14 protein-coding genes are annotated in these 16,441 nt (G+C 68.6%); all 14 read left to right on the top strand.

Features of this window, described 5'->3' with window-relative positions; translation table 11 throughout:
- Positions 1-20: 20 nt before the first annotated feature.
- The 14 genes from yjfF (at position 21) to mmsB (ending at position 16,329) form a co-directional block, all read left to right on the top strand.
- The gene (gene yjfF, locus AC1PZ7_RS12260) at positions 21-1,016 is read left to right on the top strand and encodes a galactofuranose ABC transporter, permease protein YjfF (protein WP_482359632.1); all 996 of its coding nucleotides are present in this window, start codon (positions 21-23) and stop codon (positions 1,014-1,016) included.
- Positions 1,013-1,735: a FadR/GntR family transcriptional regulator gene (locus AC1PZ7_RS12255; RefSeq protein ID WP_482355504.1), complete on the top strand. Its 723-nt coding sequence runs from the start codon at positions 1,013-1,015 to the stop codon at positions 1,733-1,735. The genes yjfF and AC1PZ7_RS12255 overlap by 4 nt, the downstream gene beginning before the upstream one ends.
- Positions 1,736-1,746: 11 nt before the next feature.
- Entirely contained in the window at positions 1,747-3,492 is a 1,746-nt protein-coding gene (locus AC1PZ7_RS12250; RefSeq protein ID WP_482355503.1) for an IlvD/Edd family dehydratase, read from the top strand.
- 6 nt (positions 3,493-3,498) lie between these two features.
- Positions 3,499-4,434: a dihydrodipicolinate synthase family protein gene (locus AC1PZ7_RS12245; protein ID WP_482355502.1), complete on the top strand. Its 936-nt coding sequence runs from the start codon at positions 3,499-3,501 to the stop codon at positions 4,432-4,434.
- A 2-nt stretch (positions 4,435-4,436) separates the two neighbouring features.
- Positions 4,437-6,029, top strand: a complete 1,593-nt coding sequence (locus AC1PZ7_RS12240) for an aldehyde dehydrogenase (NADP(+)) (RefSeq protein ID WP_482355501.1) — start codon at positions 4,437-4,439, stop codon at positions 6,027-6,029.
- Positions 6,026-6,952, top strand: coding sequence for a Gfo/Idh/MocA family protein (locus AC1PZ7_RS12235; protein ID WP_482355500.1), 927 nt, complete (start codon positions 6,026-6,028; stop codon positions 6,950-6,952). The genes AC1PZ7_RS12240 and AC1PZ7_RS12235 overlap by 4 nt, the downstream gene beginning before the upstream one ends.
- Positions 6,953-6,957: 5 nt before the next feature.
- Entirely contained in the window at positions 6,958-8,031 is a 1,074-nt protein-coding gene (locus AC1PZ7_RS12230; RefSeq protein ID WP_482355499.1) for an aldose epimerase family protein, read from the top strand.
- Between the two features lie 17 nt (positions 8,032-8,048).
- Positions 8,049-9,854, top strand: coding sequence for an IlvD/Edd family dehydratase (locus AC1PZ7_RS12225; RefSeq protein ID WP_482355498.1), 1,806 nt, complete (start codon positions 8,049-8,051; stop codon positions 9,852-9,854).
- Positions 9,855-9,885: 31 nt separating this feature from the next.
- Positions 9,886-10,776 (top strand): SMP-30/gluconolactonase/LRE family protein, encoded by an 891-nt coding sequence (locus AC1PZ7_RS12220; RefSeq protein WP_482359631.1) that lies wholly within the window; start codon positions 9,886-9,888, stop codon positions 10,774-10,776.
- Complete coding sequence (locus AC1PZ7_RS12215; protein ID WP_482355497.1) at positions 10,776-11,705, top strand: 2-dehydro-3-deoxygalactonokinase; 930 nt, start codon at positions 10,776-10,778, stop codon at positions 11,703-11,705. Before AC1PZ7_RS12220 ends, AC1PZ7_RS12215 begins: the two co-directional genes overlap by 1 nt.
- Positions 11,702-12,361 (top strand): 2-dehydro-3-deoxy-6-phosphogalactonate aldolase, encoded by a 660-nt coding sequence (locus AC1PZ7_RS12210; protein ID WP_482355496.1) that lies wholly within the window; start codon positions 11,702-11,704, stop codon positions 12,359-12,361. The genes AC1PZ7_RS12215 and AC1PZ7_RS12210 overlap by 4 nt, the downstream gene beginning before the upstream one ends.
- 95 nt (positions 12,362-12,456) lie before the next feature.
- On the top strand, positions 12,457-13,527 hold the full coding sequence (chvE, locus tag AC1PZ7_RS12205) for a multiple monosaccharide ABC transporter substrate-binding protein (RefSeq protein WP_482355495.1): 1,071 nt from the start codon (positions 12,457-12,459) through the stop codon (positions 13,525-13,527).
- A 76-nt stretch (positions 13,528-13,603) separates the two neighbouring features.
- Positions 13,604-15,139 (top strand): multiple monosaccharide ABC transporter ATP-binding protein, encoded by a 1,536-nt coding sequence (mmsA, locus tag AC1PZ7_RS12200; protein ID WP_482355494.1) that lies wholly within the window; start codon positions 13,604-13,606, stop codon positions 15,137-15,139.
- Entirely contained in the window at positions 15,136-16,329 is a 1,194-nt protein-coding gene (gene mmsB, locus AC1PZ7_RS12195; protein ID WP_482355493.1) for a multiple monosaccharide ABC transporter permease, read from the top strand. The genes mmsA and mmsB overlap by 4 nt, the downstream gene beginning before the upstream one ends.
- Positions 16,330-16,441 lie beyond the last annotated feature (112 nt).

The raw sequence follows: 16,441 nt of genomic DNA, 5'->3' as shown, positions 1-16,441 counted from the left end.
GAATGCGGATGCCCCGCTCGCTGCAACGCCTCACGCCGGTCCTCGCCACCACGGTGGTCTTCCTCGCCGGCTTCCTCATCTGCTCGGCGCTCTACCCGAATTTCGCCTCGCTGCGCGTGGTGATGAACCTGCTCACCGACAACGCCTTTCTCGGCATCGTCGCCGTCGGCATGACCTTCGTCATCATCTCCGGCGGCATCGACCTGTCGGTCGGCTCGGTGGTCGGCTTCACCACCGTCTTCCTGGCGCTCGCCATCGAGCAATGGGGCGTATCGCCGCTCGCCGCCTTCGTGCTCATTCTCGTCATCTGCGCGGGCTTTGGCGCCGGCATGGGCGCGATCATCCAGTATTTCGAGCTGCCGCCCTTCATCGTCACGCTGGCGGGCATGTTCCTGGCGCGCGGGGCGAGCTTCCTGCTGTCGACGGAATCGATCCCGATCACCGCCGATCTCTACGCGCACCTTTCCGACCACGCGATCCGTCTGTCGGGCGGCGCCCGCCTCACCGTGCCGGCGATGCTCATGCTCGCCGTCGTCGGCGGCGGCATGGCGCTGCTGCACCTCACCCGCTTCGGTGCCAATGTCTACGCGCTCGGCGGCTCGCGCGTCGCCACCGCGCTGATGGGCATCAACGTCGCGCGCACCACGGTGCTGATCTACACCCTGTCCAGCCTGCTGGCGGGACTGTCCGGCATCGTCTTCTCGCTCTACACCTCCTCGGGCTACTCGCTCTCCGCCGTCGGCGTCGAACTCGACGCCATCGCGGCGGTGGTGATCGGTGGCACGCTGCTCTCGGGAGGCTACGGCTTCGTCTTCGGCTCCTTCGTCGGCGTGCTGATCCAGGGCCTGATCCAGACCTACATCAGCTTCGACGGCTCGCTGTCGAGCTGGTGGGCGAAGATCGCCACCGGCCTTCTGCTCTTCGCCTTCATCGCCTTCCAGCAGGCCACGCTCCACATGGCGCGCCGCTCGCGCGCGCGCCCCGCGGGAACCGCACAGGGAGTTGCCCAGTCGTGACGTCGCAGATCATCGTCATCCCCGCCCGCCGCGCCCATTCGAACCACGCCGAGGTGGCGCGCACCATCGGCATCGACATCATCTCCGGCCGCTACGGCGAGGGCGCCAAGCTGCCCGGCGATGCCGAGCTGACGCTGATCTTCGGCGTTTCCCGGCCGGTGCTGCGCGAGAGCGTCAAGACGCTGGTGGCCAAGGGCCTGCTTACCACCAAGGCACGGGTCGGCACGGTGGTGCGCGGGCGCGCCGCCTGGAACATGTTCGATCCCGACGTGCTCGCCTGGCACCTCGACGCGGGCATCAACAAGCAGTTCCTGCGCGATCTCTCGGAGATACGCCTCGCCGTCGAACCCCGTGCCGCGGCACTGGCCGCCGAACGCCGGAGCGAGGACGATCTCGCGCTGATGCGCCGCGCCGTGGCGCAGATGAAGGGGGAGGCCGGCACCTCGGGCGCCTTCGCAGAGGCGGACCTCGCCCTGCACGTCGCGGTCGCCACCGCTTCCGGCAATCCCTTCATGCGTTCCATCGGCGCGGTGATCGAGGCGGCGCTGCGCGCCTCCTTCGTGCTCTCCGCCCCCGGCGACGCGCGCGAGCACGACATCGCGGTGGCCGCGCATGAGCGCATCGTCGAGGCCATAGCGGACGAGGATGCCGAGGCGGCGGCGGCGGCGATGACCAATGTGATCTTCAACGGCCTGCGCCGCCACGGCGCGACAGGCTGAACAGGTGCCCCATGAGTGACGGCTCGAACGACGACGACAAGAAGACGCTGCGCAGCCAGAGCTGGTTCGGCCGGCAGGACAAGATGGGGTTCTACTACCGCTCCTTCCTGAAGAATTCCGGCCAGCCGCAGGACCGCTTCGAGGGACGCCCGGTCATCGGCATCTGCAACACCTGGTCGGAGCTGACCCCCTGCAACGGCCATTTCCGCGCGCTGGCCGAGCATGTGCGCTACGGGGTGCTGGACGCCGGCGGCTATCCCCTGGAATTCCCGGTCTCCTCGCTCGGCGAGGTGACGATGCGCCCTACCGCCATGCTGTTCCGCAACCTCGCCTCGATGGACGTGGAGGAGGCGATCCGCGCCCATCCGCTCGACGGCGTTGTGCTGCTCATGGGCTGCGACAAGACCACGCCGGCCCTGCTCATGGGCGCCGCCTCCGCCGATTTGCCGGCGATCGGCGTTTCCGGCGGGCCGCAGCTGCGCGGCGTCTATCGCGGCCAGATCATCGGCTCGGGCACCAACATCATCTCGATGAGCGAGCAGTTGCGTGCCGGCGAGATCACGCTCGACGAGTTCCACGAGGCCGAGGCGTCGATGAACCGCTCGGCCGGAAGCTGCATGACCATGGGCACCGCCTCGACCATGGCGTCGATGGTGGAGGCGCTCGGCCTCGGCCTGCCGGAGAACGCCGCCATCCCCGCCGCCGATGCGCGCCGCAACCTGCTGGCCCGCATGGCCGGGCGCCGCATCGTCGAAATGGTGCATGAGGATCTCAAGCCCTCCGACATCCTCACGCGACAGGCTTTCGAGAACGCCATCCGCACGCTGGCCGCCATCGGCGGCTCGACCAATGCCGTGGTGCACCTTCTGGCCATCGCCGGCCGCGTCGGCGTCGACCTGACGCTGGCCGATTTCGACCGGCTCGGCCGCGACATCCACTGCCTCGTCGACCTGATGCCCTCCGGCCGCTTCCTGATGGAGGACTTCTACTATGCCGGCGGCCTGCCCGCCGTGCTGCGCGCGCTGGGCGAACGGAACCTGATCCACAAGGACGCCCGCACCGTCAACGGCCGCACGATCTGGGAGAATGTCGAGAAGGCGCCGAACTGGAACGCCGAGGTCATCACCTCCTTCGAGGCGCCGTTCAAGCCGGATGCCGGTATCGCCATCCTCAAGGGCAATCTCGCCCCCGACGGCGCGGTCATCAAGCCCTCCGCCGCCTCGCCCGAACTGATGGTCCACACCGGCCGCGCAGTGGTGTTCGAAAGCGTCGAGGAGATGCACCATGGCGTGAACGACGAGGCGCTCGACATCGACGCTTCCTGCATCATGGTGCTGAAGCACTGCGGGCCGAAGGGCTATCCCGGCATGGCCGAGGTCGGCAACATGCCGCTGCCGGCCAAGCTGCTGCGCCAGGGCGTGCGCGACATGATCCGCATCTCCGACGCCCGCATGTCCGGCACCGCCTACGGCACGGTGGTGCTCCATGTCGCGCCGGAAGCAACGGCCGGCGGCCCGCTGGCGCTGGTGAGGAACGGCGACCTGATCACGCTCGACGTGCCCGCCCGCGCGCTGCACCTGCATGTGAGCGAGGAAGAGCTGGCGAGCCGGCGAGCGGCCTGGGTAGCGCCGGAGCCCCACGCCGTGCGCGGCTACCAGCGTCTCTATATCGACCACGTATTGCAGGCCGATCGTGGCGCCGATTTCGACTTTCTCGTCGGGCGCAGCGGCTCCCCCGTCGCCCGCGACAATCACTAAGGGTGCATGATGACGACCAACTCCGCCGCCGGTCCCCACAAGGGCGTTTTCCCGGTCGCCCCGACCGTGTTCGACGCCGATGGCCGGCTCGATCTCGACGGCCAGAGGCGCGCCATCGACTGCATGATCGACGCCGGCTCGCACGGCCTGTGCATCCTCGCCAATTTCTCCGAGCAGTTCGTGCTGACCGATGACGAGCGCGACCGGGTGATGGAGACCGTGCTTTCGCATGTCGCCGGGCGCGTGCCGGTGATCGTCACCACCACCCATTTCTCCACCTTCGTCTGCGCCGAGCGCTCCCGCCGGGCGCAAGAGCTGGGCGCGGCGATGGTGATGGTCATGCCGCCCTATCACGGCGCCACCTTCCGGGTGCCGGAAGCGGCGATCTATGACTTCTATAAGGGCGTCTCGGACGCGATCTCCATCCCCGTCATGGTGCAGGACGCCCCCGTCGCCGGCACGCCGCTCTCCGTGCCCTTCCTCGCCCGCATGGCGAAGGAGATCGGCAACCTCGCCTATTTCAAGATCGAGGTGCCGCAGGCCGCCGCCAAGCTGCGGGCGCTGATCGAGGCCGGCGGCGACGCCATCGTCGGCCCGTGGGACGGCGAGGAGGCGATCACCCTGATGGCCGACCTCGACGCCGGCGCCACCGGCGCGATGACCGGCGGCGGCTATCCCGACGGCATCCGCCAGATCATCGACCCCTATGTCGCCGGCGACCGCGAGGCCGCCCTCGTGGCCTATATGCGCTGGCTCCCGCTGATCAATTACGAGAACCGCCAGACCGGCCTGGCTACAGCCAAGATCCTGATGAAGGAAGGCGGCGTCATCGCTCACGACACGCTGCGCGCGCCGCTCCCGGCCGTGCATCCCGCCGCCCGCGCCGGCCTGCTGGAACTCGCCCGGCGGCTCGATCCGCTCGTGCTGCGCTGGGGGAAGTGACCATGAGCACGCTTACCGGCGCCCTCCTCATCGGCGCGCGCGACGTCACCGACGGCGCGAGCTTCCGCGCGGTCGATCCCTCGACCGGCGCGGCGCTGGAGCCGGCCTTCGTCGACGCCTCCCCGGCCCATGTGGCGGAGGCCGCCGCGCTCGCCATGGCGGCGTGGCCGGCCTACCGTGCCACGACGCCGCAAGCCCGCGCCGCCTTCCTCGACGCCATCGCCGACGGAATCGAGGCGATCGGCGACGCGCTGGTCGAGCGCGCGCAGCGGGAAACCGGGCTGCCCGCCGCCCGGCTCAATGGCGAGCGCGCCCGCACCACCGCCCAGCTGCGGCTGTTCGCGAGCTGGATCCGCGCCGGCGGCGCCGACGAGCCGCGCCTCGACACGCCGCTGCCCGAGCGCAAGCCGCTGCCGCGCGCCGACCTCCGGATGCGCCATATCGGCATCGGGCCGGTGGCGGTGTTCGGCGCCTCGAACTTCCCCCTCGCCTTCTCGGTGGCGGGCGGCGACACCGCCTCGGCGCTGGCCGCCGGCTGCCCGGTGATCGTCAAGGGACATCCCGCCCATCCCGGCACGTCGGAACTCGTCGGACGCGCGATCCGCGCCGCCGTCGCCGGCGCGGGATTGCCGGAAGGCGTCTTCTCCCTGCTGTCGGGGGCGACCAATGACCTCGGCGGCGCTCTGGTCGGCGATCCGCGCATCGCGGCGGTCGGCTTCACCGGCTCGCGTGCCGGCGGGCTGGCGCTCTCGCGCATCGCCGCGAACCGCGCGGTGCCGATCCCGGTCTATGCCGAGATGAGCAGCATCAACCCGGTCTTCCTGCTGCCGGGCGCACTGGAAGCGCGGGCGCAGACACTGGGCTCCGCCTTCGTCGGCTCGCTGACACTCGGCGCCGGCCAATTCTGCACCAATCCCGGCCTCGTCATCGCCCTCGCCGGCGACGCGCTCGACCGCTTCATCGCGGCCGCCGGCGCGGCCGTCGCGGCGTCGCCGGCCGGCACCATGCTGACCCCCGGCATCGCCGGCGCCTATGCGAAGGGTGTCGCCACGTTGGAAGGCCGCGCAGAGGTGGCCGAGGTCGCCCACGGCAATGAGGGCGGTCCCAATAGCTGCCGTCCGGCCCTCTTCATCGCCGAGGCCGACGCGTTCCTGAACGAGCCGGTTCTCTCCCACGAGGTGTTCGGTGCCTCCTCGCTCGTCATACGCTGCGCCGACGAGGCGGACATGCTGGCGGTGGCCGGCGCGCTCGAAGGCCAGCTCACCGCGACGCTGCATCTGGAGGCGGAGGACCACCGCCTCGCCGCCCGGCTGCTGCCCATCCTTGAAGAGAAGGCCGGGCGCATCCTTGCCAATGGCTGGCCGACCGGCGTCGAGGTCTGCCATTCCATGGTGCATGGCGGCCCCTTCCCGGCCACCTCGGACCCGCGCTCGACCTCGGTCGGCACGCTGGCCATACGGCGTTTCCTGCGCCCCATCTGCTACCAGGACCTACCCGAGGCGCTGCTGCCCGCCGCCGTGAGGACCGGCAACCCACTCGGCCTGCCGCGCCTCGTCGACGGCGTGCCCGATCTCGATGGGGACTCCCGGCCATGAAGCCCATCCGCCTCGCCATCGTCGGCCTCGGCAAGATCGCCCGCGACCAGCACCTGCCCTCCATCGCCAGGACTGAGGGCATCGAGCTTGTCGCGGTCGCCAGCCGCAATGCCTCGCTCGACGGCCTCGCCCATTTCGCCACGCTCGACGAACTGCTGGAGAAGGCGCCGGACGTCGAGGCGGTGGCGCTCTGCACGCCGCCGCAGCAGCGCCGCGCCCAGGCGGCGGCGGCGCTCGCCGCGGGCAAGCATGTGCTGCTGGAAAAGCCGCCGGGCGCCACCGTCGGCGAGATCGGCCCGCTCGTCGCCGCTGCCGACGCGGCCGGCACGACCCTGTTCGCCGCCTGGCATTCCCGCTACGCCCCGGCCGTCGAGCCGGCGCGCGCGCTCCTCGCCGAGGCCGCGATCCGCTCGGTCTCGGTGGAGTGGAAGGAAGATGTGCGCGTCTGGCATCCGGGTCAGGACTGGATCTTCGAACCCGGCGGGCTCGGCGTGTTCGATCCCGGGATCAACGCCCTGTCGATCCTGACCCGCATATTGCCGCGTCCCTTCTTCCTGACCGGGGCGACGCTGGCCTTTCCCGCCAACCGCGACGCCCCCATCGCCGCCGAACTCGACTTCACCGACATGACCGGCACACCAATCCACGCCGACCTCGACTTCCTCCAGACCGGCCCGCAGACCTGGGACATCCATGTCGACACCGACCGCGGGCGGCTCACCCTCGCCTCCGGCGGCGCGCGCCTGTTGCACGACGGCGCGTCGCTCGTCGACGAGAAGGAAGCCGAATATGCCGGCATCTACCGGCACTTCGTCGATCTGATCCGTCGCGGCGCCTCCGATGTCGACGTTTCGCCGCTGGCGCATGTGGCGGATGCCTTCATGCTCGGGCGCCGCATCGTCGCCGCCCCGTTCGAGGGATGACCGCCATGACCGCCAACACCCTCGCGCGCGACCCCTTCGGCACCCTGCCGGACGGACGATCCGTGGAGCGCATCCGGCTGCGCGGCAGCGGCGGCTTCGAGGTCGCCCTCCTCACCTATGGCGCCACGATACAGGCACTGCGCGTGCCGGACCGGCACGGCCATGTCGCCGACGTCGTGCTCGGCCATGACGACCTCGCCCCCTACCTCGCCCATCGCCGCTATTTCGGCGCGACGGTCGGACGCTACGCCAACCGCATCGGCGCCGGCGCCTTCACGCTCGACGGCAGCCCCGTCCGCATCCCGGCCAATGACGGCGCCAACGCGCTGCATGGCGGGCCGGACGGCTTTGATCGCCGGCTCTGGACCGTCGAGGCGGTGGAGGACGGCCCCGCGCCATCCGTGACGCTGGGCCTCGTCAGCCCGCATGGCGATCAGGGCTTTCCCGGCACACTGCAGGTTCGCGCGACGTTTTCGCTGAGCGGCCCCGGCGAGCTTTCCATCGCCTTCCAGGCCACCACCGACCGGGCGACCATCGTCAACCTCACCCATCACGGCTATTTCAACCTCGGCGGGGTCGAGGCGGGCAGCGACGTGCTCGACCATGTGCTGACGATCCACGCCGACGACTATCTGCCGGTGGATGCCGGGGCGATTCCGCTGGACGGCCCGGACAGCGTCGACGGTACGCCCTTCGATTTCTGCACGCCGCAGCCGATCGGCGCGCGTATCCGCGAGGCGCACGCGCAGCTCCGCTTCGGGCACGGCTACGACCACACGTACTGCCTTCCCGGCGGACACGCCGCCGAGCCGCGACTTGCCGCGCGCGTCGAGCATCCGGCGTCCGGCCGGGTGATGGAACTGCTGACCGACCAGCCCGGCGTGCAGTTCTATTCCGGCAATTTCCTCGACGGCACCGCCCAGGGAAAATTCGGCCGGCTCCACCGCCAGTCCGACGCCTTCTGCCTTGAGCCACAGGCATGGCCCGACACGCCCAACCGGCCGGACTTCCCCTCGGCCCGGCTCGACCCCGGCCAGACCTACCGTCACGTCTCCCTCTACCGTTTCTCCGCCGCCTGAACCGCTGGAGCGCCACGATGCATGGCAAGGCACCCGAGACCGACCGCCCGCTCCGCTCGCAGGCGTGGTTCGACAATCCGGCCAATGCCGACATGACAGCGCTCTATCTGGAGCGCTACCTCAACTTCGGCCTCAGCCAGGAGGAGCTGCAGAGCGGCCGGCCGATCATCGGCATCGCCCAGACCGGATCCGACCTCTCGCCCTGCAACCGCCATCACATCGAACTCGCCAAACGAACCCGCGAGGGCATTCGCGAGGCCGGCGGCATCGCCATCGAGTTTCCGGTCCACCCGATCCAGGAAACCGGCAAGCGCCCGACCGCGCTGCTCGACCGCAACCTCGCCTATCTCGGCCTGGTCGAGGTGCTCTACGGCTATCCGCTCGACGGCGTGGTGCTGACCATCGGCTGCGACAAGACCACGCCCGCCCTCCTGATGGCGGCTGCGACGGTCAACATCCCGGCCATCGCGCTCTCCGTCGGGCCGATGCTGAACGGCTGGTACAAGGGCGAGCGCACCGGCTCGGGCACCATCGTGTGGAAGGCGCGCGAGCTGCTCGCCGCCGGCGAGATCGACTATCGCGGCTTCGTCAAGCTCGTCGCCTCCTCGGCACCGTCGACCGGCTACTGCAACACCATGGGCACGGCGACGACGATGAACTCGCTCGCCGAGGTGCTCGGCATGCAATTGCCCGGCGCGGCGGCGATCCCCGCGCCCTATCGTGACCGGCAGGAGATCGCCTACCGCACCGGATTGCGCATCGTCGATATGGTGCGCGAGGACCTCAAGCCCTCCGACATCCTTACCCGCGACGCCTTCCTCAACGCCATCCGCGTCACCTCGGCCATCGGCGGCTCCACCAACGCGCCGGTGCATCTCAACGCACTCGCCCGCCATGTCGGCGTGGAGCTTTCCATCGACGACTGGCAGACCTATGGCGAGGACGTGCCGCTGCTGGTGAACCTCCAGCCGGCCGGCGAGTATCTCGGCGAGGACTATTACCGCGCCGGCGGCGTGCCCGCGGTGGTCAGCCAGCTCCTCGACCAGGGGCTGATCGCGCAGGACGCCCTCACCGTGAACGGCCGCAGCCTCGGGGAGAACTGCCGCGGGGTGGCGATCGAGGACGAGGACGTCATTCGTCCCTTCGAACGACCGCTGAAGCCCAGGGCCGGCTTTCGCGTGCTGCGCGGCAACCTGTTCTCTTCCGCCATCATGAAGACCAGCGTCATCTCGCCGGAATTCCGCGAGCGCTATCTGTCCAATCCCGACGACCCGGACGCCTTCGAGGGCCAGGCCGTCGTCTTCGACGGACCGGAGGACTACCACGCCCGCATCGACGATCCGGCGCTGGCCATCGACGCGACGACCATCCTGTTCATGCGCGGCGCCGGGCCGATCGGCTATCCCGGCGCGGCGGAAGTGGTGAACATGCGGGCGCCGGACTACCTGCTGAAGGCCGGCATACACGCCCTGCCCTGCGTCGGCGACGGGCGCCAGTCGGGCACCTCCGGCTCGCCCTCCATCCTCAACGCCTCGCCAGAGGCGGCGGCGGGCGGCGGCCTCGCCTTGCTGCGCACCGGCGACCGCGTGCGCATCGACCTGCGTCGCAACAGCGCCGACATGCTGGTGCCGGAAGAGGAGCTGGAACGGCGGCGGCAGGAACTGGCCGCGCAGGGCGGCTATCCCTTCCCCGCCCACCAGACGCCCTGGCAGGAAATCCAGCGCGGCCTCGTCAGCCAGCTAGAGACCGGCGCTGTGCTGGAGCCCGCCGTGCGCTACCAGCGCATCGCCCAGACCAAGGGGCTGCCCCGTGACAACCACTAGCCTCGGCCCCATCGCCCACGCGGCACCGGAGATGGAGGCGGACTCCCTGCCGCTCTCCGTGCTGTGCGCCGAGCGTTGCCATCTCGGCGAAGGGGCGAGCTACGAGGCGGTGAGCGACACCGCATGGTGGTTCGACATAATCGAGCGCAGGCTGTTCGAGGCCAGCCTCGCCCGCCGGGCCATCCGCAGCCACGCGCTCCCCTTCATGGCGAGCGCCCTGGCGGCGATCGACGGCCGGAGGCAATTGCTCGTGACCGAGGACGGCCTGGTCCTGCGCGACAAGGCGACCGGGCAGTTCGACCTCGTCGCCGCCGTCGAGGCCGCCAACCCGCGCACGCGCTCCAACGACGCACGGGTGCATCCCAGCGGCACGCTCTGGTTCAGCACCATGGGCCGCAATGCCGAACGGGAGGCGGGAACCGTCTACGCCTTCCACAAGGGCGCGGTCGTTTCGCTGTTCCGCAACGTGACCATTCCCAACGCCATCTGCTTCTCGCCGGACGGCCGGCTCGGCTACTTCGCCGACACGGCGGCGAACCGGCTCCATCGCGTCCGCCTGGACCCGGCGACCGGCCTGCCACTGGAAGTACCGGCCGTGATCCACATCCATCGCGACGAAGGCGGACTCGACGGCGCGGTGACGGACGCCGAGGGACTGATCTGGTGCGCGATCTGGGGCGGCGCGCGGCTCAACGTCTATTCGCCGGACGGCCAGCTCGTACGCACGGCGCGCGCGCCGGCGCGGCAGGTGAGCTGCCCCGTCTTCGTCGGGCCGGGCTTCGACTTCCTGCTCGTCACCTCGGCCTTTCAGGATATGGGCGCGGCGGCCCGGGCGGCCGACCCGCATCATGGCCGCACCTTCATCCTCGACCTCGGTGTTCGCGGGCGCGCCGAGCCGCGCGTGCTGCTGGGAGGCGCGTGATGGCGGACATCGCGCATGTCGTCGTCGACTGGGGAACGTCCAGCTTCCGCCTCTGGGCGCTCGACCGCGCGGGGCGCGTGCTCGGCGAGCGGCGCAGCGCGCAGGGGCTCATCGCCGCTTCCCCCCATGGCTTCGAGGAGATTCTCGAAACCCATCTTGCCGCCCTCGGCATTCTGGACGGCGTGCCCGTGATGATGTGCGGCATGGTCGGCTCGCGCGGCGGCTGGATCGAGGCGCCCTATCTCGACACGCCGCTGCGGCTCGACAAGCTGGCGCGACAAGCCGTTGCCGTACGGTCGAGCCGGCGGCCGGTCCGCATCCTGCCGGGCCTCGCCCAGCGCGACCCGGCCCATCCCGACGTGATGCGCGGCGAGGAGACCCAGTTGCTCGCGCTGACCCACGAAGGTGGCAGCGGTCTCGTCTGCCTGCCCGGCACCCACTCGAAATGGGTCGTGCTGAAGGAGGGTTCGGTCGAACGCTTCGCCACCTTCATGACCGGCGAAATGTTCCATTTGCTGCGCACCGCCTCGGTCCTCGCACCGGCAGTCGCCGATGCCGGCGATATCGCCCCCGCCAGCGCCGCCTTCGCGCAGGGCGTGAGCGAGGGCCTCGCCGCGCCCGAGAGGCTCGGCAGCGCGCTGTTCCGGTTGCGGGCCTCCTGGCTGCTGACCGGAACCGACCCGACGGCGACGCTGTCGCGCCTGTCGGGTTTCCTGATCGGCATCGAACTCGCTGGCGCCGCACGTCAGTTCGGCACGCAGAACCGGATCGCGCTGGTCGCGGCCGGTCCGCTGGCGGCAGCCTATCTCGGCGCGCTCGATGTCGCTGGTGTCACCGACGTCGTCCTCCGGGGGGCGGAAGACTGCGTGCGCGCCGGGCTGCATGCGGCGGCGCTCATCGCCTTCCACGCAGAAGGAGCCCCGGCATGACCATCCCGGAAGCGACGCGCATCGCCTGGCCGCGACTGCGCCGGCCGCTGGTCGCCATCCTGCGCGGCCTGACGCCGCCGGAGGCGGAGGCGGTCGTCGGCGCGCTGATCGAGGAGGGGCTAGAGGCGATCGAGATTCCGCTCAACTCGCCCGAGCCGTTCCGCTCGATCGGGTTGGCAGCACGGATGGCACCGCCCGGCGTGCTGATCGGTGCGGGCACGGTGCTGGAGATCGAGGAGGTCGACCGCCTTGCCGATACCGGCGGCCGGCTCATGGTCAGCCCGAACATCGCTCCTGAAATCGTCCGGCATGCGGCCGGCCACGGCATGGTCACCATGCCTGGCGTGCTGACGCCGACCGAGGCGCTTGCGGCGGTGAAGGCCGGCGCCTCGGCGCTGAAGTTCTTCCCCGCCAGCCTGCTCGGCCCCTCGATCATCCAGGCGATGTCCGTCGTGCTGCCGCCCGGCACGGTGGTCGGCGCCGTCGGCGGCGTCGGCGAGAAGGATTTCGCCGCCTATGCGGCGGCGGGCATCCGCACCTTCGGACTCGGCTCCAGCCTCTACCGGCCCGGCGCCGGGGCATCCGAGGTGAAGGTGAAGGCCCGGGCGGTCATCGCCGCCTATGACGCGGTCTTTCCTCCAAAAGGGGAGGCCTGACGCGCCAAGACGTCGGACATGAAGCGCGACGCGGGCTCGCCCGCCAACAAGACGACACGCGAAACGCGGCCATCCATCCACCCAGGGAGTTCAACATGAAACGCCTGACCAACACGCTTTCCGCCATCGCCCTCGGGGCGTTCGCGCTCTCGATCGCCGCCCCCGCCGCCGCCCAGGACAAGGCGACGGTGGGCATCGCCATGCCGACAAAGTCGTCGGCCCGCTGGATCGCCGACGGCGACAACATGGTGAAGGTGCTCAAGGAGCGCGGCTATGGCACCGACCTTCAATATGCCGAGGACGACATTCCCAACCAGCTCTCGCAGATCGAGAACATGGTGACGAAGGGCGCGAAGGTGCTGGTGATCGCCTCGATCGACGGCACCACGCTCTCCGACGTGCTGAAGCAGGCTCAGGCCAAGGGCATCAAGGTCATCGCCTATGACCGCCTTATCCGCGAGACGCCGAACGTCGACTACTACGCGACGTTCGACAATTTCCAGGTCGGTGTGCTGCAGGCGCAATCCCTGCTCAAGGGCCTCGGCTACCCCGAGAACAAGGGCCCGTTCAACGTCGAGCTGTTCGGCGGCTCGCCGGACGACAACAACGCCTATTTCTTCTATGACGGCGCGCTCTCGGTGCTGAAGCCGCTGATCGACAACGGCACGCTGAAGATCCCCTCCGGCCAGACCGGCATGGACAAGGTCTCGACGCTGCGCTGGGACGGCGCCACCGCGCAGGCCCGCATGGATAACCTGCTCAGCGCCTACTACTCCGACAAGAAGCTCGACGGGGTGCTCTCGCCCTATGACGGCCTATCCATCGGCATCCTCTCCTCGCTCAAGGGCGTGGGATACGGTTCGGGCGACATGAAGATGCCGGTCGTCACCGGGCAGGACGCGGAGGTGCCCTCGGTCAAGTCGATCCTCGCCGGCGAGCAGTACTCGACCATCTTCAAGGACACCCGCGAACTCGCCAAGGTCACCGCCGACATGGTCGACGCCTCGCTGTCCGGCAAGGAGGTCACGGTCAACGACACCAAGACCTACAATAACGGCGTGAAGGTCGTGCCCTCCTATCTGCTCAAGCCAGTCGTCGTCGACAAGAGCAACTGGAACGATGTGCTGGTTGGCAGCGGCTACTACGCGGCGGACCAGATCAACTGAGACCCGCGGAACGGTCGTAAAGGCCCGCGCCGGTCGCATGCACCGGCGCGGGCGCTCTCTCAAGGCGGCACGCGGAATGAACGCTCTTCTGGAAATGCAAGGCATCAGCAAGCACTTCACCGGGGTGAAGGCGCTGAGCGATGTCTCCTTCACGGTCGAACCCGGCGAGATCCACGCCCTTGTCGGCGAGAACGGCGCCGGCAAGTCCACCCTCATGAAGGTGCTGAGCGGGGTCTATCCGCACGGCTCCTATGAGGGCTCCATCGTCTTCGACGGCGAGGAGCGGCAGTTTCGCGACATCAACGATTCCGAGGCGCTCGGCATCATCATCATCCATCAGGAACTGGCACTGATCCCCTTGATGTCGATCGCCGAGAACATCTTCATCGCCAATCCGCCGGCACGCTTCGGCATCATCGACCGCGACGCGGTGCACCGGCGCACCCGCGAGTTGCTGGCCAAGGTCGGGCTCGACGAGGCGCCGGACACGCGCGTCACCGACATTGGCGTCGGCAAGCAGCAACTGGTCGAGATCGCCAAGGCGCTGTCGAAGAAGGTGCGCCTTCTCATCCTCGACGAGCCGACCGCCAGCCTGTCCGAGAAGGACAGCGCCGCCCTGCTCGACCTGCTGCTCGAGTTCAAGGCGCAGGGCATCGCCTCCATCCTCATCTCGCACAAGCTGAACGAGGTATCGAAGGTCGCCGACCGTATCACCGTGCTGCGCGACGGACGCACGGTCGACACGATGGACTGCCGCGACGCGGCGGTGGAGGAGGACCGCATCATCGCCAAGATGGTCGATCGCGACCTCGAGCACCGCTATCCCAGGCGCGAGCCGGTCATCGGCGAAACCATCCTGAGGGTTTCCGACTGGTCGGCCTTCCATCCGATCCACGCCGACCGGAGAGTCATCAAGAATGTCGACTTCGAGGTGAAGCGCGGCGAGATCGTCGGCATTGCCGGGCTAATGGGCGCCGGGCGCACCGAATTCGCCATGAGCGTGTTCGGCCGGGCCTATGGCCAGAAGATCACCGGCCGCGCCGAGATCGAGGGGCGCGAGGTCGACCTCTCGACCGTCCGTCGCGCCATCGACGCCGGCCTCGCCTACGTCACCGAGGACCGCAAGCAGCTCGGCCTGCTGCTCGCCGAGGACGTGCGCAAGAACGTGACGCTGGCGAACCTGCCGGCGGTGGCCTCGGCAAAGGTCATCGACGACCTCAAGGAACTGCGCGTCGCCTCCGATTATCGTGGCCGCATGCGCATCCGCAGCCACAGCGTCTACCAGGAAGCCGGCAAGCTCTCGGGCGGCAACCAGCAGAAGGTGGTGCTGTCGAAATGGCTGTTCACCAATCCGAAGGTGCTGATCCTCGACGAGCCGACGCGCGGCATCGATGTCGGCGCGAAGTATGAAATCTACTGCATCATCAATGAATTGGCGGATGCCGGCAAAGGCGTTGTGGTGATCTCGTCCGAGATGCCGGAACTGCTCGGCATATGCGACCGCATCTGCGTGATGAACGAGGGCGCCTTCGTCGGTGAATTTGCCGGCCGCGAGGCGACACAGGAAAAAATCATGCGCTCCATCATGCGCAGGGAAGGAGCCGGCCAATGAACGAGAAGACCAGCGCACTTCAGGACAAGCCTCATCATGCCGGTTTCCTGAAGAATAATCTGCGCGACTACGGCATGCTGCTCTCGCTGTTCGCCATCATGATCTTCTTCGAGGTGATGACCAACGGCACGCTGCTGCGGCCGCTGAACCTCACCAACCTCGTGCTGCAGAACAGCTATATCGTCATCATGGCGCTGGGCATGCTGCTGGTCATCGTCACCGGCCATATCGACCTGTCGGTCGGATCGGTGGCGGGCTTCATCGGCGCCGTCGCGGCCGTGCTGATGGTGAAGTTCGGCATGCACTTCATTCCCGCGACGCTGATCTGCCTGGCCCTCGGTGCCCTCATCGGCGCGGCGCAGGGCTATTGGGTGGCCTATTTCAAGATCCCGTCCTTCATCGTCACCCTCGCGGGCATGCTGGTGTTCAAGGGGCTGGCCCTCGCCATCCTGCAGGGCCAGTCGGTCGGGCCGTTCCCGCCCGAGTTCCAGAAGCTCTCCTCCGGCTTCATTCCCGAACTCGTGCCCGATGCGGGCGCGCTTTATCCGACCTCTCTGGCCATCGGTGCCGCACTGGCGCTGGCCTTTGTCTGGCTGAACTTCCGCGGCCGCAGCCGGCAGGAAGCGCACGGCGTCGAGACCGAGCCGTACGGATTCTTCGTCCTCAAGAACCTGCTGCTCCTCACCGTCATTGTCTATTTCGCCTATCTCATCGCCTCGCATCGCGGCCTGCCGAACGTGCTGGTGATCATGACGGCGCTGATCGCCCTCTACGCCTTCGTCACCACCCGAACGACGATCGGCCGGCAGATCTACGCGGTGGGAGGCAATGAGAAGGCAGCCAAGCTCTCCGGCATCAAGACGGAGCGGCTGACCTTCCTCACCTTCGTCAATATGGGCGTGCTGGCGGCGCTCGCCGGCCTGGTCTTCGCCGCCCGGCTGAACACGGCAACGCCGAAGGCAGGACTCGGCTTCGAGCTCGACGTCATCGCCGCCTGCTTCATCGGCGGCGCCTCGGCCTATGGCGGAGTGGGCCGCGTCGGCGGCGCCGTCATCGGCGCGCTGATCATGGGCGTGATGAACAATGGCATGTCCATCCTCGGCATCGGCATCGACTACCAGCAGGTGATCAAGGGCCTCGTGCTGCTCGGCGCCGTCTGCCTCGACGTCTATAACCAGAAGCGAAGCTAGAGCCCATGCCGATCAGGCGAAACGCCTTATCGGCATGAAAATGTATACGTTTCAATTAGTTGCAGCATGTTTCGCGCAAGTCGATCAGCATTCGCGAAACATGCTCTGGAGG

It is taken from the genome of Ancylobacter sp. TW_SC_1, assembly GCF_056836805.1.
The sequence above is the reverse complement of the archived record's forward strand: the minus strand, read 5'-3'. Positions and strand labels throughout refer to the sequence as shown.

What these genes read in the sequence shown, in the direction of transcription:
- AC1PZ7_RS12250 (WP_482355503.1), top strand. Translation starts at nt 1,747, where the DNA reads ATGAGTGACGGCTCGAACGACGACGACAAGAAGACGCTGCGCAGCCAG.
- AC1PZ7_RS12245 (WP_482355502.1), top strand. Translation starts at nt 3,499, where the DNA reads ATGATGACGACCAACTCCGCCGCCGGTCCCCACAAGGGCGTTTTCCCG.
- AC1PZ7_RS12240 (WP_482355501.1), top strand. Translation starts at nt 4,437, where the DNA reads ATGAGCACGCTTACCGGCGCCCTCCTCATCGGCGCGCGCGACGTCACC.
- AC1PZ7_RS12235 (WP_482355500.1), top strand. Translation starts at nt 6,026, where the DNA reads ATGAAGCCCATCCGCCTCGCCATCGTCGGCCTCGGCAAGATCGCCCGC.
- AC1PZ7_RS12230 (WP_482355499.1), top strand. Translation starts at nt 6,958, where the DNA reads ATGACCGCCAACACCCTCGCGCGCGACCCCTTCGGCACCCTGCCGGAC.
- AC1PZ7_RS12225 (WP_482355498.1), top strand. Translation starts at nt 8,049, where the DNA reads ATGCATGGCAAGGCACCCGAGACCGACCGCCCGCTCCGCTCGCAGGCG.
- AC1PZ7_RS12220 (WP_482359631.1), top strand. Translation starts at nt 9,886, where the DNA reads ATGGAGGCGGACTCCCTGCCGCTCTCCGTGCTGTGCGCCGAGCGTTGC.
- AC1PZ7_RS12215 (WP_482355497.1), top strand. Translation starts at nt 10,776, where the DNA reads ATGGCGGACATCGCGCATGTCGTCGTCGACTGGGGAACGTCCAGCTTC.
- AC1PZ7_RS12210 (WP_482355496.1), top strand. Translation starts at nt 11,702, where the DNA reads ATGACCATCCCGGAAGCGACGCGCATCGCCTGGCCGCGACTGCGCCGG.
- chvE (WP_482355495.1), top strand. Translation starts at nt 12,457, where the DNA reads ATGAAACGCCTGACCAACACGCTTTCCGCCATCGCCCTCGGGGCGTTC.
- mmsA (WP_482355494.1), top strand. Translation starts at nt 13,604, where the DNA reads ATGAACGCTCTTCTGGAAATGCAAGGCATCAGCAAGCACTTCACCGGG.
- mmsB (WP_482355493.1), top strand. Translation starts at nt 15,136, where the DNA reads ATGAACGAGAAGACCAGCGCACTTCAGGACAAGCCTCATCATGCCGGT.